We start from the raw sequence: 14,504 nt of genomic DNA, 5'->3' as shown, positions 1-14,504 counted from the left end.
TTATGCCAACCGCCATCGCCAAACCAGGTCAAACTCTGCTGAGCCCAACTAACCACGCCCTGATCCTGATCGATCACCAGTCGCAGATGTCGTTTGCCACCAAGTCGATTGACCCGGTCCAGCTGCGCAACAACGTGGCGCTGGTGTCGAAAGCGGCCAAGGAATTCAAGGTGCCGACCATCCTGACCACGGTGGCGGAAAAATCGTTCTCCGGCCCGATCTTCAACGAAATCAAGGACGTGTTCCCGGACGAAGTGGCGATTGACCGCACCACCATGAATACCTGGGAAGACCCGCGCATCGCCGAGCGCGTGAACGCCATCGGCAAGGACAAAATCGTGCTGGCCGGTCTGTGGACTTCGGTCTGCATCGTCGGCCCAGCGCTGTCGGCACTCGACCAAGGCTTTGAAGTCTACGTCATCACCGACGCCAGCGGTGACGTCTCCGACGAAGCGCATGAACGCGCCGTGGCCCGCATGATCCAGGCCGGCGCCCGTCCGATGACCTCGCTGCAATACCTGCTGGAACTGCAACGCGACTGGGCCCGTGGCGAGACCTACAACGAAACCGTAGCGACCTCGATCGCCCACGGCGGCGGCTACGGCCTGGGCCTGATCTACGCCAAAACCATGTTCAACGCGGCTGAAGGTCACTAATCAGCGGATCTTGGGCGCCCACTGGCGGCGAAATAGCACCAGCGTGCTGGTGGCGCCCAGCAGCAGGAACAGGAAGATGGCTTGCATCGATAGCGTGTAACTGCCGCTGGTGTGCAGCAGCCAGCCGGAAAGGCTGGCCGAGACGCCGCCCGCCAGGCTGGTGGCGACTTGCAGCAAGCCCGTGTTGAGGCCGACCGCCGGCAGCGGGATCAGTGTCAGCTTGCTGAGCGCCAGGTGGTTGGCGGTCACCAGCCCCAGCAGCGAGAGTGACACCACATTCCAGAACAGCGCCATGCGCAGCGTGTCGGCATACGCGCCCAGCAGCACGGTAGTGGCGCCGATGAAGCCGGCGACGATGAAGCATTTGCGCACCCGTACGGCGTCGTGACCGCGCGCGATCAGGCGGTCGGCGCTCCAGCCGGCCAGCGCCGCCACCACGGCGATGCCGGCAAAGCTGAAGAAGGTGTAGAGCCCGGATTTTTGCAGCGTCAATCCGCGCTGCTCGACCAAATAGGCCGGCATCCACGTCATGCAATAAATGTAGAAGTAGGCGTAGCAGAAGTTGTTCAGCATGCCGCCCCAGATCACCGGGCTGGCCAGCAGATTACGCAGCGGCACCGACGCCGCTTGCTCCACCCGTACCGCCAGTTCTTGCGGCGACGGAAAATCATTCTTCACCTGCGTCAGCCACGGCCACAGCCACAGCAGTCCAGTCAGGCCGGTGGCGATGAACATCAGCTGCCACGAGTGATGCACAATCAGCCAGGCGGCGATTGGCGCACCCAGCGCCGGCCCCATCTTGCCGCCGACCGAGAAGATGCCCAGCGCCGTGCCGCGCTGACGCTCGGCAAAGTGGTTGGCGAGGTAGCGGTAGGTGGCCGGCACCACCACGCCTTCGGCTGCGCCGATCAGCAGCCGCATCAGAATCAGCGCCCACAGTGTGCCGACCAGGCCGGTGGCCGCCGCCGTCATGCACCACACGGCCAGGCAGATGGCGTATGGCCACTTGACGCCGTAGCGGTCGACGACCCAGCCCATCGGCAGCTGCACTAGTCCATACGACCAGAAAAAGGCTGAACTGAGCCAGCCGCGCTCGACACTGGTCAGTCCGAATTCACTGATGAACCCGTGGTCGGCCAGTGCCGACGACAGGCTGGTGCGGTCGACAAAGGAAATCATCTGCCCCAGCGCCAGCAGCACCACGATTAGCCATGGCCGCTCCAGCGCCGCGCGTTTTGTTTCCATGCCCTGTACCTTGATCAGCCAAAAACAGGCGCCAGTATATTTCATTGCCTATGGTCACGTAACGAGGCCGGCACGCCCCAAAGGATCGCCATGGATATCACTTGTTATATGGAAAGTATTCCGCTAAGCTGATTGCACTCGATTCTCCGCCGCCATGCCACCCCCTGCCGGGCGTGCGTCATTATTATTACGGCCCCATCCCCGCCGTGTCCGAATTCATTTAGCGATCTCAATGTCCTCATAGGACAGCTATCGATTTTCTTTCGATTGGAAAAATATTATGTTTGCTAACCTGACTATTCGTACCCGGCTGATCGGCACCATGGCCTTGCTGGGACTTCTCATTATTTTCATCGGCGTGCGCGGCATCCAGGCGTTGCATACATCCAACGATGTGCTGAAAGATGTCAACAGCAATGCGATGGTGTCGATGAAGGCAATTTATGAAGCGCAGATCCAGATCGACCGCGCGCGCCTGTCGCTGGACCGCATCGCCATGGCGCCGGACGCGGCCAACGTGCCGGAGACGCTCAAGCGCACCCAGGACTTCATCGACAACAGCGACAAGCTGTGGAAGACTTACTATTCGCTGCCATTCGGCGAGGGCGAAAAGGCGCTGGCCGACCAGGTCGCGGCGCAGCGCGAGGCGCTGATCAAGCAGGGTATTCTGGTTGCCATCAAGGCCATCACCGACAAGAACAAGCCCGAGATCGACCGCATGATGCTGAGCGAGGTCACGCGTCTGTTCCGCCTGTACACGGACAGCTCGGAAAAGCTCACCACCTACCAGCTGAAGTCGACTACCGATCAGTATGAAGCCAGCCAGGCCGCCTACCAGCGCAACCTGACGCTGGCGATTGTCGCCATCGTGATCGGCATCGCGCTGGCGGCGTTCTCCGGCTTGCTGCTGCTGCGCGCGGTCATGGGGCCGCTGAACCAGGCGCTGACGCTGTTCAACGCGATGGCGGACGGCAACTTGGCCAATCGCATCGAGCATGGCCGCAAGGATGAGATGGGGGCGATGATGGAAGGCCTGGGCGCGATGCAGGAGCGGCTGGCCGACACCGTGCGCAGCGTGCGCGAAGGCAGCGATGCGATCGCCACCGCGTCCAGCGAAATCGCCGCCGGCAACCTCGACCTGTCGCGCCGCACCGAGCAGCAGGCCGCCAGCCTGGAAGAGACGGCGTCGTCGCTGGAAGAGCTGACCTCGACCGTACGCCAGAATTCCGATAATGCGCGCCAGGCCAATACGCTGGCGTCGTCGGCGTCCGACATTGCCATCAAGGGTGGCGAGCTGGTCAGCCGCGTGATCGGCACCATGGGCTCGATTACCGAATCGTCCGACAAGATCGCCGACATCATCGGCGTCATCGACGGCATCGCCTTCCAGACCAACATCCTGGCGCTGAATGCGGCCGTGGAAGCGGCCCGTGCCGGTGAGCAAGGCCGTGGCTTCGCGGTGGTCGCCACCGAGGTGCGCAATCTGGCGCAACGCTCGGCCGCTGCCGCCAAGGACATCAAGGCGCTGATTACCGATTCGGTGGAGAAGGTCGGCAGCGGCAGTGCGCTGGTCAACGAGGCCGGCACCACGATGGAAGAGATCGTCACCAGCGTCAAGCGCGTGACCGACATCATCAGCGAGATCAGCTCGGCAGGCCGCGAGCAGGAAATCGGCATCGAACAGATCAATACGGCAGTGGCCGAGATGGATACCGTGACGCAGCAGAATGCGGCGCTGGTGGAACAGGCGGCGGCGGCATCGCAAGCGATGCAGGAGCAGGCCGTCAAGCTGGCCGAGATGGTGGCGGTGTTCCAGGTGGAAGGCGGCAATATCGCAGCCCGCAAGATCTCGACTGCCCGGCCGGCGGCGCGGGCAACGGCGGCGGCCCCGGCCGCTGCGGCGCCACGCAAACCGGCGCTAAAACTGGCGAGCAAGCCGGTAGCCAAGGCGGCGGCCAAGGCAGCCGCGCCAGCGTCGTCGGCGCCGCGCAAGGCGCCGGCCGATAACAGCCAGGAGTGGGAAGAGTTCTAAATGAAAAAAGGGGCCGCATGCGGCCCCTTTTGCTAAGGTACGAAAGGTTTATTCTTCCAGCAGGCTGCGCAACATCCACGCGGTTTTCTCGTGCACGTCCAGACGCTGGGTCAGCAGGTCGGCGGTCGGCTGGTCGTCGCACTCGTCGACCACCGGCAGCAGCTTGCGCGCGGTGCGGGCGGTGGCTTCCTGCGCTTCGACCAAGTGACGCACCATGTCCAGCGCGACCGGCACACCGTCGACTTCCTTGATGGTGGCCAGCTTGGCGAACTGGGCGTAGGTGCCCGGCGCCGGGTAGCCCAGCGCACGGATGCGCTCGGCGATCTGGTCCAGCGCCGCCCATTGTTCGGTGTACTGCGTCATGAACATCTGGTGCAGCGAGTTGAACATCGGACCTTTGACGTTCCAGTGGAAGTTGTGGGTCATCAGGTACAGCGTGTAGCTGTCGGCCAGCAGGCCGGACAGGCCAGCCGCGATTTTCGCACGGCTTTTATCGGACAGGCCGATATCGATCTTCATTGCTTTCGCCATCATGGAGCTCCTTGATTAGTCGTTAACTCATCCATTGTAGCGCCATGACGGCGATTCTGCCTGCCCCGCTAGCCAGATCCCGCTTAACCTGCGGTCCAGCCGCCGCCGATGGCCTTGACCAGCTGCACGCCGGCCTGGCGGTAGCGGGTGGTCAGGTCCAGTTCGCTGCGCGCCGATTGCAGGTAGGCGGTTTGCGCCGTCACCACTTCCAGGTAGCTGGCCGCGCCTTCGTCGTAACGCTTCTTGGCCAGGTCCAGCGCGCGCTGGGCGGCGGTGGCGGCCAGATGGTCGGACTTGGACGCTTCGTCGTAGTTGGTCAGCAGCGACAGCTGGTCTTCGACCTGCTGGAAGGCGGTCAGCACCACCGAACGGTAGCGCGCGCCGGCTTCATCCAGCTGTGCCTCGGCATTGGCGATCTGCGCCTTGCGGCGGCCGCCATCCAGCAGGCTGACGGCCAGCGACGGACCGACTGCCCAGAACAGGTTGGAAGCCTGGGCAAAGCGGCCGAAGTCGCTCGACTGGAAACCACCCGACGCGTTCAGCGTCAGCGACGGGAACAGCGCGGTGCGCGCCACGCCGACCTGGTCGCTGGCGGCCGCCACGCGCAGCGCCGCTGCGGCGATGTCGGGACGGCGTTGCAGCAATTGCGACGGCAGGCCGACCGGCAGCGCCGGCGTCACGAAGCTGACGTCGTTCGGCGCCAGCGTGAAGCTGGCGGCGTTGGCGCCGACCAGTGCGGCGATCGCGTGTTCCTGCACATTGCGCTGGGCCTGGCGCTGACGCAGCAGCGAGCGGGTCGATTCCAGCTGGGTCTCGGCGCGGGCCAGGTCCAGGCCGGAGGCGCTGCCGCCTTCATGCCGGCGGTTGATCAGGTCGGCCTGGCGCTGGTAGGCCACTTCGGTTTCGCGCAGCAGCTTGAGGTCGGCATCGGCGCCGCGCAGGGCCAGCAGCGTGTCGGCCAGCTGGATTTGCAGCGACAGGCGGGCCGCTGCCAGATCGGCATTGGCGGCGCGTTCCTGCGCCACGCCAGCGCTGACCTGCTTGCTGATGCGGCCCCACAGGTCGACTTCGTAGCCGAGATCGAATTGCAGCGTGCCGCTGTTGTATTCAGCCGGCGAGGTGGCGCCGCGCAGCGGCTTGAGGTCGGACTGGCGGTCGCGCTGGCCGTTGAGCGAGGCGCCCAGGGTCGGCGATTGCGCCGCCCGCAGCGTATTGGTGGCGGCCTGCGCCTGCAGGTAGCGCGCCAGCGCGCTGGCCAGGTCGGGGCTGTTATCCAGCAGCTGTTGTTGCAGCTGGTCGAGTTGCTGGTCGCCGTACATTTTCCACCAGTCGGCGGGCAGTTGCGGCGCCTTGGCGTTGGCGTCGGCCCAGCCGGGCGGCAGGTCGCGGAAAGCGTCGGCCAGCGGCACCGCCGGCGGAGCCTGAACCGGAGCGTCGGCGCAGGCGCTCAAGGCCAACGCCAGCGTCACGGCCAAAGCGAGGGGAGCGGGATTAAAGATCTTCACAGCTTGGCCTTGGAGTTAGTAGCAGCGGCGGCAACGCGGACCACATCGCCGGTGGCGACGCCGTCCGGCGGATTGGCGATCACCTGGTCGTTGCTATCGAGGCCGGAGGCGATTTCCAGCACATTGCCGAGGTCGCGGCCAACGGTGATGGTTTTCACTACCACATGGTTATCCTTGCCCAGCGTCGCGACCTGGGTGCCGGCCTTGTTGAAGATCAGCGCGCTTGGCGGGATGCTCAGCGCGTTGCTGGTCAGCGGCGCGTCGAAGTGCAGCGAGGCGTAACCGCCCGGCAGCAGGTCGTGGCTGTCGTTCTGCACGCTCAGCTGCACCAGCATGGCGCCGGAACTGACATTGATCGACTGCGACAGCGACTGCACGGTGGCGACGAAGGTCTTGCCCGGACGTTCCGGCACGGTCAGCTCGGCCTTGTCGCCGACCTTGATGGCGGCGATCTGGCGTTGCGGCACGTTGACGTAGACGCGCAGGCGGCTGATGTCGGACACCACGAACAGTTCCGTGCCCGGCGCACCGCCGACGCTGATCAGCGCGCCGACATCGGTGTTGCGGGTGGTCACCACGCCGTCGAACGGCGCCACCAGGCGGGTGTAGCGCTGCAGCGATTGCACGCGGTCGACATTGGCCTGCATGGCGCTGACGGCGGCCTGCTTGGCGGCCAGGTCGCCGGCTTTCTCGTCCGCTTCCTGGCGCGACACGGCGTCCGCCGTCAGCAGACCCTGCCAGCGCTTGGCGGTGCTGGCGGCCAGCGTCAGGTTGCTGCGCGCGCTGGCCAGTTCGGCCTTGGCTTGCAGCAGTTGCTGGTCGAGGTCGGGCGTTTCGATGTCGGCCAGTTGCTGGCCGGCCTTGACCGGCGCGCCGATGTCGACGCTCCAGCTTTTCAGGTAGCCGCTGACGCGGGCATAGATCGGTGCGCGTTGCCACGCTTCGATGCGGGCCGGCAGTTCCAGCGGCGCGCCGCTGATCGGCTTGACGGCCAGCACGCTAACCATCGGCACCAGCGGTGCGCTGGCTTCGTTGACTTGCTCGGCGACCGAGCGGCGGCTTATCACGCCGGCCGCCACCAGGGCGACGGCAAGCACGATCAGACCCAGGGCCAGCGGCTTGTGACCCATACGAGTAGTTTTAGTTTGCATGGACAGGTGCTCCGGAAATAGGTTGGTCGTTGGATTGGGATTTCGGCGCATGCTTCCGATGCACCAGGCTGAACACAACCGGCACGAACAGCAGCGTGGCGGTGGTCGCGAAGATCAGGCCGCCGATCACGGCGCGGCCCAGCGGCGCATTCTGCTCGCCGCCATCGCCCAGGCCCAGGGCCATCGGCAGCATGCCGATGATCATCGACAGCGCCGTCATCAGCACCGGACGGAAGCGGACCGAGCCGGCTTCCAGCGCGGCGGCGGTGGCGTCGCCCAGTTCTTCCAGCCGTTCACGGGCAAACGAGATCACCAGCACCGAGTTGGCGGTGGCCACACCCATACACATGATGGCCCCGGTCAGCGCCGGCACCGACAGCGTGGTATTGGTGGCGAACAGCATCCAGACGATACCGGCCAGGGCGGCCGGCAGCGCCGAGACGATCACGGCCGGGTCCAGCCACGACTGGAAGTTGACCACGATCAGGAAGTAAATCAGCACCACGGCGCCCAGCAGGCCGAACAGCAGGCCGGAGAAGGCGCGGTCCATGGTTTTCACCTGGCCCAGCATCTGCGCCGACGAACCTTTCGGCAGTTCGGCCTTGGTTTCTTCCAGCACCTTGTTGATGTCCTTGGCGACGGCGCCGAGGTCACGGTCCTGGGTGGTGGCGTAGATCTGCACCATCGGCGAAATATCGTACTGGCTGACCAGCGCCGACGCGGTGCCGCGCTGGAAGCGGGCGACGCCGCCTAAGGTAGCGGTGCCGGTGGAGGTGCCGTTACCGACCGGCAGGTTGGCCAGCGCGGTCAGCGAATCCAGCTGCGGTTGCGGGGTCTGCATGACGATCGGATAGCTGACGCCGTTGGCGGGATTGAGCCAGAAGGTCGGCGCTACCTGCGACGAACCGGCCAGGTTGACCACCATGCTGTTGGTGATGTCGCGCGTGTTCAGGCCCAGCTGCTGCGCCTGGGTACGGTCGAGGTCGACGTTGAACACCGGCGCCTTGTTCGACTGCTGGATGCGGGCGTCGGCCACGCCCTTGATGGCGCGAATGCGTTTCAGCAGCTTGTCAGCGTAGACGTAGTTGTCATCGATCTTGGCGCCGCGGATCTGGATATCGATCGGCGCCGGCGAACCGAAGTTCAGGATCTGGCCGACGATGTCGGCTGGCGGGAACGAGAACGTGGTGTCCGGGAATTCTTCCGGCAGCACCTTGCGCAGCTTGCGCACGTACTCGGCGGTCGGCGCATGATCCTCGCCCAGCGCGATCTGGAAGTCGCCGTCCTGGGTGCCCATCATGCCGGTGTTGTTGTACACCATATTGATCGAGCTGGCCGGCATGCCGATGTTGTCGGTCAGGGTGACGATTTCCTTGGACGGGATCACGCGGCGGATGGCTTGCTCGATGTGGGCGAAGCGGGCTGCGGTTTCCTCGATCCGGGTGCCGACCGGCACGCGCACGTGCAGCAGCACTTGACCGGAGTCGACCGATGGGAAGAAGTTACTGCCCAGGAAAGGCACCAGTGCAAACGACGCCAACACCACCACCATGAAGCCGATGATGAACTTCGGACGGCTGCCGATGGCCGATTCCAGGATGCCGTAGTAACCGGCGCGCAGGCGCTCGAAGCGGGCTTCGAAGGCGCGCTGGAAGTTGACCAGTGGATTGCGCGATGGCGGCAGGGTGGCCGCGCCGTGGTGGCCGTGGGCATGGCCTTCGCCGGTATCGTGCGCCTTCAGCAGGTAGTTGGCCATGGTCGGCACCAGGGTACGCGACAGCAGGAACGAGAAGATCATTGCGAAGATCACCGCCTCGGCCATCGGCACGAACAGGAAGCGCGACACGCCGTCCAGGAAGAACATCGGCACGAACACGATACAGATACACAGCAGCGAGACGAAAGCCGGGGTGGCGATCTGCGCCGCGCCGTCCATGATCGAGGTTTCAACCGGCTTGCCTTGTTCCAGGTGCCAGTTGATGTTTTCGATGGTGACGGTCGCATCATCGACCAGGATACCCACGGCCAGCGCCAGGCCGCCCAGGGTCATCAGGTTGAGCGATTCGCCGATGGCCGACAGGGCGATGATGGAGCCGAGAATCGACAGCGGAATCGATACCGCAATAATAATCGTCGAGCGCCAGCTTCCGAGGAACAGCAGGATCATCAGGCTGGTCAACGCAGCGGCGATCACGCCTTCCGAGGCCACGCCTTTGATGGCAGCGCGCACGAACACGGACTGGTCATTGATCGGTGTGACTTTCAGCGCTTCCGGCCAGCCGGATTTCAGCGTGTCGATCTTGTTGCGGATGCCGTCAACAATTGCCAGCGTCGAGGTCGAACCATTCTTCAGCACCGACATCAGCACCGAGCGGCTGCCGTCGACGTGCACCACGTTGGTTTGCGGCGCATTGCCGTCGTGGACGTTGGCGATGTCGCCCAGGTAGATGGTGGTGCCGTTGACCACTTTTACCGGCAGGCGGGCCAGGTCGGCGATGGCCGTTGGCGCGCTATTGAGCTGGATGGTGTATTCGAGCGAATCGATTTTCTGCGTGCCGACCGGGGTCAGCACGTTCTGGGCGGCCAGCGCGTTGGCGATGTCCTGCGCCGACAGGCCGCGCGCCTGCAACAGCGCCGGATCGACGTCGATCTGCACCTGGCGCTGCTTGCCGCCGTACGGCAGCGGAATTGCCGCGCCGGGCACGCTGACGAGCGGCGTGCGCACGGTGTTGGTGCCCAGGTCGGACAGCTGCTGTTCCGTCAGGCCTTTGCCCGACAGCGCCACTTGCAGAATCGGCACGGTGGCCGCATTGTAGTTAATGATCAGCGGCGGGGTAATACCGGCCGGCATTTGCTTCAGCAGCGCCTGCGAGATTGCCGTTACCTGGGCATTGGCCACCGCCACGTTGACGCCTGGCTGGAAGAAGATCTTGACGATCGACACGCCGGTGAAGGTGTTGGCCTCGATGTGTTCAATGTCGTTGACCGTGGTGGTCAGCGCGCGCTGGAACAGGGTCGAGACGCGGCCAGCCATCTGGTCGGGCGGCTGGCCGGTGTACTGCCATGCGACCGCGATCACCGGAATCCGGATGTCGGGGAAGATGTCGGTCGGCGTGCGCATCGCTGCCAGCGGACCGATGATCAGCAGCAGCAAGGCCATGACCACAAATGTATAGGGACGCCGGAGCGCCACGCGGACGATTTCAATTAACACACAAATTACCCCCAGGGACAGACTGACCGGACAATATAGCGCGGTGCAGCATTTTGAATAATGCGGCGGAATCGCATGACCTTATGAGCCAGGCTAATCAATGCCAAGGTGATGCTGATGATGCTGCGCTTATGCAGCAGGGATGCTAACAAGTGCTACATTAGTGAATAATTTTATCGTCTTAATCGTTATAGTTGACTTAAGAATTGTTTCTGGCATGTATCAATCGGCGGATACGCTGTATTCCAGTGCGGAATGTAATCTGTTTGTAATCCAGCTGTCACCTTGCCGTCAGGGAGGGATTTTTATACTGGTTTCATTCCCATCACTGAAGGAAACCATCATGAAAAAGCTGTTACTGGCCGGCGCCTTCGCCGCCTTGTTCTCCGGCGCCGCTTCCGCAGAAGTGAATAATATCGTGTTAGTGCATGGCGCGTACGCCGACGGCTCGTGCTGGAATGACGTGATCGCCAAATTGCAGCAAGCCGGCAAGCACGTCACCGCCGTGCAGAACCCGCTGACCTCGCTGACGGATGACGCCGACGCCACCCGCCGCGTGCTGGCGCTGCAGGACGGGCCGGTGGTGCTGGTGGGCCATTCGTGGGCCGGTACGGTGATCAGCGAGACCGGCGTCGATCCGAAGGTCAAGGCGCTGGTGTATGTGGCGGCGCGGGCGCCGGATGCCGGTGAGGATTACGGCGCGCTGGCGGCAAAGTTCCCGGCGCCGCCGGCCAGTGCCGGTCTGGTGAAATCGCCGGACGGCTTCGCGCAACTGAGCGAGGAGGCGTTTGTGCGCGACTTCGGCGGCGATCTGGACCCGGCGCGCGCGCGCGTGCTGTATGCCGGCCAGGGCCGCATCTCGCAGACCCTGTTCAGCGCCCGCACCACGCAGGCGGCGTGGAAGGTCAAGCCGACTTATTACGCGGTATCCACCAACGACCGCACCACCTCGCCGGACCTGGAGCGTTTCCTGGCCAAGCGCATGGGTGCCAGGACCATCGAGCTGGCGTCCAGCCACCTGTCTATGATTTCGCACGCGGACGAGATCGCTAATCTGATCCTGGAAGCCGCCAAATAACGCTCAGGCAATCGCGACCGGATTGATGTTGACCTGGGTCGAGCCGACATACAGCGGCTGGCCCAGCACAAACAGAAATTCAAAGATGCCGTCGCGCAGCAGCGCCCGGGTGTCGATCAGTTCCAGGTTGTAGATGCCGCGCTGCGCCAGCATGAACTGGTTGACCGGGAATTCCTCGCCGGTCGGGTTCGGATACACCTCCGAGGCCCAGGTGTCGCCGCCGAAAGCGACGATATCACGCTCGGCCAGCCATTTCGCCGCCTCGATGTCGATGCCCGGCTCCACTTCCAGGAATTGCTTGTCGTCCTTGCCGATTAGCTCCAGCCAGCCGGTATTGAACAGCACCACGTCGCCGGCCTCGATCTGAACGCCCTGGCGCGCCAGCGTGGCTTCAATATCGGCCACCGTGATGGTGGTGCCGCCCGGCACGATAGCCACGCCGAAATGCACGGTCATATCCAGCACCACGCCGCGCGCCACCAGCGGCGGCACTTTTTCCACGCCCAGCTTTTTGACCCCTTCCACGGTGACGAAGTCGGTGGCGTGGTTGCCGTTGTAATACACATGGTTGATGCCGATATGGCCGATGCCGTTGAGTTGCGTGCCGACACCGGTCCACGCCACCGCCAGTTCGTCATTGAAGGTGAACTGGTTCGGCCCCGTGGTTTTGCCGGCTTGTTCGCCCGGCTGAATGTTGTACAGTTTGAAGCTGCGGTGGCGGAAGGCCGGCAGGTCTTTGCTGACCGGCACCGCCAGCGGATAGGTGCGGCCCGTCTTGATCAGCGCCGCCGCCTTCAGCACCCGTTCCGGGGTAATGAGGTTGGCGGCGCCGATTTCATCTGCCGCGCCAAAGCGCGACGGATACCAGCTTGGCTTGTTTTGCATTGTGTCTCCTGAGATGGGGGGGAGCCCCAGTCTCAGTGGCACGGTAAGAAGCGGCAAGCACCGCACGGTAAAAAGAGATTTGAGCCAGGCTCAATAATCCTCTTACTTATGGAATAGGGAGGTCAGCACGGTGGCGCCGCCGGCCTGCTTGACGGTGATGGCGCCATCGGCGTGGCCCGGGCCGATCATGGTGCCGTTGGCTATGCCCATGGCGTTGGTGCGGAAACTGCCAACCGGCGCCGCGCCGTTGCCCGCATAGACGTCATATTGCGTATCCGGCTTGAGCTTGTACAGGAAGGCCTCGATCGATTCCACCACGCCCAGGCTGCGCACCACCACAAAGCCCTTGGCTTCGCCGGCGACCGGTTTGAGCTGGATATTCGCCGAATCCTGATTCACGCGCGGCACCAGGTTGGACGCGTCGGTGGCCGATGGCGCCACGTTCGACAGATAGACCAGCGCCTGCGGCGCCTGCCCGCCGCCCATGGTGGCAATCACTTTATTGGTGGCGGTGTCGATCACTTGTACGCCGTCGCCGTTTTCCAGGCCGATGTAGACCCGGCTGTTGTCGTCCGAGGTCCAGGCGCCGTGCGGCAGGGCGCCGGTCGGAATGGTGGCCAGCAGTTTCGCTTGCGGGCCGGTGCTGTACACCTTGACCACGTTTTCGCCGCCGATCGTCACATACGCGCGCACTTCGCCGCCGACCTTGGCAAACGCCAGGTGGTTGGTGATGAAGCCGGTATCGATCACGCCGGTCACTTCCAGCGTCTTGGTGCTGATGCGCGTGACTTTGCCGACGTCCTTGTGCGTCATCCAGATTTCGCTGTAGTCGGGGGTAAATTGCAGGAAGGGCGAGAACGGGCTGACCACATTGATGCGTTTGATGATGGTGTGCGTCGCCACGTCGATGATGTCGACGGTCGGCGTAAAGCTGGAAACGGCAAACGCCAGCTTGCCATCCGGATGGAATTGCACCATGCCCGGTCCCAGTTCGGTCTGGATGCGGTGGGTTTCCTTGAAGGTCACCGGATCGATCACCGAAATATAGTCCTCGCCGCGCACCACTACCCACACTTCCTTGCCATCGGCGCTAAAGAAACCTTCATGCGGCGAGCGGCCGACGTAGGTTTTACCTTTGACCTTGTTGGTGGCGGTGTCGATAAACGTAACCGAGTTGGAGCCGTTGGAAATCGCAATCAGCGTCTTGTGGTCCGGCGAAAACCCCAGGCCGTGCACATTGATCTCGCCTTTGTACAGCGGCGACAGCACGTCAGGCCGCTGGTTGCCCAGTTTGATCTGGCCCAGCAGCTTGTTGGACGCCGGGCTGAAGACGGACACGGTATTGGTATTCTGGTCGGCCGTGTAGACCCGGTCCAGCGGCGAGATGGCGGCTTCGGCGTGGACGCTCAGGGCCATGCCGATGGCGGCGGCGAATGCGAGTTGCTTCATTTGGTGGTCTCCTTGGTGGGATGGTGGTCTAGCCAGGCCTGCATGACCTGGATTTCGACCTGCTGCTCGGCGATGATGCCCAGCGCCAGGTTGCGGATCTCGGGATCTTTGGTCGATAGCAGCACTGCTTTTGCCATGTCGACAGCACCCTGGTGATGGGGCATCATCATGGTGACGAAGTCGTGGTCGGGATTGCCGTTCATCGGCGCCTGGCGCATGCCGGCGTCCATGACGGCCATGGCGTCGTCCATCAGCGCGCTGAACGGCTTGGCGCTGCTGGCGACGAAGACGGGCGGCGCTGCCGACGCCGGGGGCGTCGATGCGGCCTCGCCATGATGGTGGTGCTCCTGCGCGCTGGCCGCTGCCGCTGTGAGCGACAGCGCGGCCAGGCCGGCGATGAGGGCGGCGCGCACCAGCTTAGCCTCGGTACAGCGGGTTGCTGCCGACGTAGACCGTCACGTTGCCGAGATCGATACCGGCCGGGGCGATTTTGGCCAGGCTGAAGGCTTCTTCGGCGTGCAGCGTGTCAAAATGCCAGGTGAAGGTCTTGCCATTGACGTTGAAGGCCACGGTGTCGCCGTTGTTGACGTTGACCGATTTGGTGTTGGCGTTGATGGTCACCTGGCGGTCGGCGCTGGCGTTGCTTTCGGCCATGCCGAACTGCGGATTCGGATTGACCACAGCGTGGGCGGCGCCGGTGAACAAGGTGGCGGCGATGATGGTGGTGCGCAGAGCGTTGAACATGATGTTTCCTTTCG

12 protein-coding genes are annotated in these 14,504 nt (G+C 63.6%); 3 read left to right on the top strand and 9 right to left on the bottom strand.

Features of this window, described 5'->3' with window-relative positions; translation table 11 throughout:
- Positions 1 to 2 precede the first annotated feature (2 nt).
- Positions 3 to 656: a hydrolase gene (locus HH213_RS03415; protein ID WP_110844578.1), complete on the top strand. Its 654-nt coding sequence runs from the start codon at positions 3 to 5 to the stop codon at positions 654 to 656.
- On the opposite strand, the gene HH213_RS03410 is transcribed toward HH213_RS03415, so the two are convergent.
- Positions 657 to 1,901: an MFS transporter gene (locus tag HH213_RS03410; RefSeq protein WP_169110769.1), complete on the bottom strand. Its 1,245-nt coding sequence runs from the start codon at positions 1,899 to 1,901 to the stop codon at positions 657 to 659.
- Between the two features lie 280 nt (positions 1,902 to 2,181).
- Between HH213_RS03410 and HH213_RS03405 the strand changes: the two genes are divergently transcribed.
- Positions 2,182 to 3,933: a methyl-accepting chemotaxis protein gene (locus HH213_RS03405; RefSeq protein ID WP_169110767.1), complete on the top strand. Its 1,752-nt coding sequence runs from the start codon at positions 2,182 to 2,184 to the stop codon at positions 3,931 to 3,933.
- 48 nt (positions 3,934 to 3,981) lie between these two features.
- Here HH213_RS03405 and HH213_RS03400 read toward each other — a convergent pair whose 3' ends face one another.
- The 4 genes from HH213_RS03400 to HH213_RS03385 all read right to left on the bottom strand — a co-directional run bounded on the left by HH213_RS03400 (position 3,982) and on the right by HH213_RS03385 (position 10,280).
- Positions 3,982 to 4,467, bottom strand: a complete 486-nt coding sequence (locus HH213_RS03400; RefSeq protein WP_371868288.1) for a Dps family protein — start codon at positions 4,465 to 4,467, stop codon at positions 3,982 to 3,984.
- Positions 4,468 to 4,547: 80 nt separating this feature from the next.
- Positions 4,548 to 5,969, bottom strand: coding sequence for an efflux transporter outer membrane subunit (locus HH213_RS03395; protein WP_229263268.1), 1,422 nt, complete (start codon positions 5,967 to 5,969; stop codon positions 4,548 to 4,550).
- Complete coding sequence (locus HH213_RS03390) at positions 5,966 to 7,120, bottom strand: efflux RND transporter periplasmic adaptor subunit (RefSeq protein ID WP_169110765.1); 1,155 nt, start codon at positions 7,118 to 7,120, stop codon at positions 5,966 to 5,968. The genes HH213_RS03395 and HH213_RS03390 overlap by 4 nt, the downstream gene beginning before the upstream one ends.
- The gene (locus HH213_RS03385; RefSeq protein WP_229263438.1) at positions 7,110 to 10,280 is read right to left on the bottom strand and encodes an efflux RND transporter permease subunit; all 3,171 of its coding nucleotides are present in this window, start codon (positions 10,278 to 10,280) and stop codon (positions 7,110 to 7,112) included. Before HH213_RS03385 ends, HH213_RS03390 begins: the two co-directional genes overlap by 11 nt.
- 397 nt (positions 10,281 to 10,677) lie before the next feature.
- Here HH213_RS03385 and HH213_RS03380 point away from each other — a divergent pair, with 397 nt between their 5' ends.
- Positions 10,678 to 11,412 (top strand): alpha/beta fold hydrolase, encoded by a 735-nt coding sequence (locus HH213_RS03380; RefSeq protein ID WP_169110761.1) that lies wholly within the window; start codon positions 10,678 to 10,680, stop codon positions 11,410 to 11,412.
- A 3-nt stretch (positions 11,413 to 11,415) separates the two neighbouring features.
- On the opposite strand, the gene HH213_RS03375 is transcribed toward HH213_RS03380, so the two are convergent.
- The 4 genes from HH213_RS03375 to HH213_RS03360 all read right to left on the bottom strand — a co-directional run bounded on the left by HH213_RS03375 (position 11,416) and on the right by HH213_RS03360 (position 14,490).
- Positions 11,416 to 12,297, bottom strand: coding sequence for a cyclase family protein (locus HH213_RS03375; protein ID WP_169110759.1), 882 nt, complete (start codon positions 12,295 to 12,297; stop codon positions 11,416 to 11,418).
- 102 nt (positions 12,298 to 12,399) lie between these two features.
- A complete protein-coding gene (locus HH213_RS03370) occupies positions 12,400 to 13,746 on the bottom strand; it encodes a YncE family protein (RefSeq protein ID WP_169110756.1) in 1,347 nt (448 codons plus the stop codon).
- Positions 13,743 to 14,159 carry a DUF305 domain-containing protein gene (locus HH213_RS03365; protein ID WP_229263267.1) on the bottom strand — a complete coding sequence of 139 codons (417 nt, stop codon included), beginning with the start codon at positions 14,157 to 14,159 and terminating at the stop codon, positions 13,743 to 13,745. Before HH213_RS03365 ends, HH213_RS03370 begins: the two co-directional genes overlap by 4 nt.
- A 4-nt stretch (positions 14,160 to 14,163) precedes the next feature.
- Positions 14,164 to 14,490: a CzcE family metal-binding protein gene (locus HH213_RS03360; protein ID WP_169110754.1), complete on the bottom strand. Its 327-nt coding sequence runs from the start codon at positions 14,488 to 14,490 to the stop codon at positions 14,164 to 14,166.
- Between the last annotated feature and the right edge of the window lie 14 nt (positions 14,491 to 14,504).

It is taken from the genome of Duganella dendranthematis, from assembly GCF_012849375.1.
GTDB lineage: Bacteria > Pseudomonadota > Gammaproteobacteria > Burkholderiales > Burkholderiaceae_D > Rugamonas > Rugamonas dendranthematis.
This window is presented reverse-complemented; position numbering and strand designations above follow the sequence as displayed.

Bases quoted from the DNA above. Each gene is read 5' to 3' on its own strand.
- HH213_RS03415 (WP_110844578.1), top strand. From the start codon at position 3: ATGCCAACCGCCATCGCCAAACCAGGTCAAACTCTGCTGAGCCCAACT.
- HH213_RS03410 (WP_169110769.1), bottom strand. From the start codon at position 1,901: ATGGAAACAAAACGCGCGGCGCTGGAGCGGCCATGGCTAATCGTGGTG.
- HH213_RS03405 (WP_169110767.1), top strand. From the start codon at position 2,182: ATGTTTGCTAACCTGACTATTCGTACCCGGCTGATCGGCACCATGGCC.
- HH213_RS03400 (WP_371868288.1), bottom strand. From the start codon at position 4,467: ATGATGGCGAAAGCAATGAAGATCGATATCGGCCTGTCCGATAAAAGC.
- HH213_RS03390 (WP_169110765.1), bottom strand. From the start codon at position 7,120: ATGCAAACTAAAACTACTCGTATGGGTCACAAGCCGCTGGCCCTGGGT.
- HH213_RS03385 (WP_229263438.1), bottom strand. From the start codon at position 10,280: ATGGCCTTGCTGCTGCTGATCATCGGTCCGCTGGCAGCGATGCGCACG.
- HH213_RS03380 (WP_169110761.1), top strand. From the start codon at position 10,678: ATGAAAAAGCTGTTACTGGCCGGCGCCTTCGCCGCCTTGTTCTCCGGC.
- HH213_RS03375 (WP_169110759.1), bottom strand. From the start codon at position 12,297: ATGCAAAACAAGCCAAGCTGGTATCCGTCGCGCTTTGGCGCGGCAGAT.
- HH213_RS03370 (WP_169110756.1), bottom strand. From the start codon at position 13,746: ATGAAGCAACTCGCATTCGCCGCCGCCATCGGCATGGCCCTGAGCGTC.
- HH213_RS03360 (WP_169110754.1), bottom strand. From the start codon at position 14,490: ATGTTCAACGCTCTGCGCACCACCATCATCGCCGCCACCTTGTTCACC.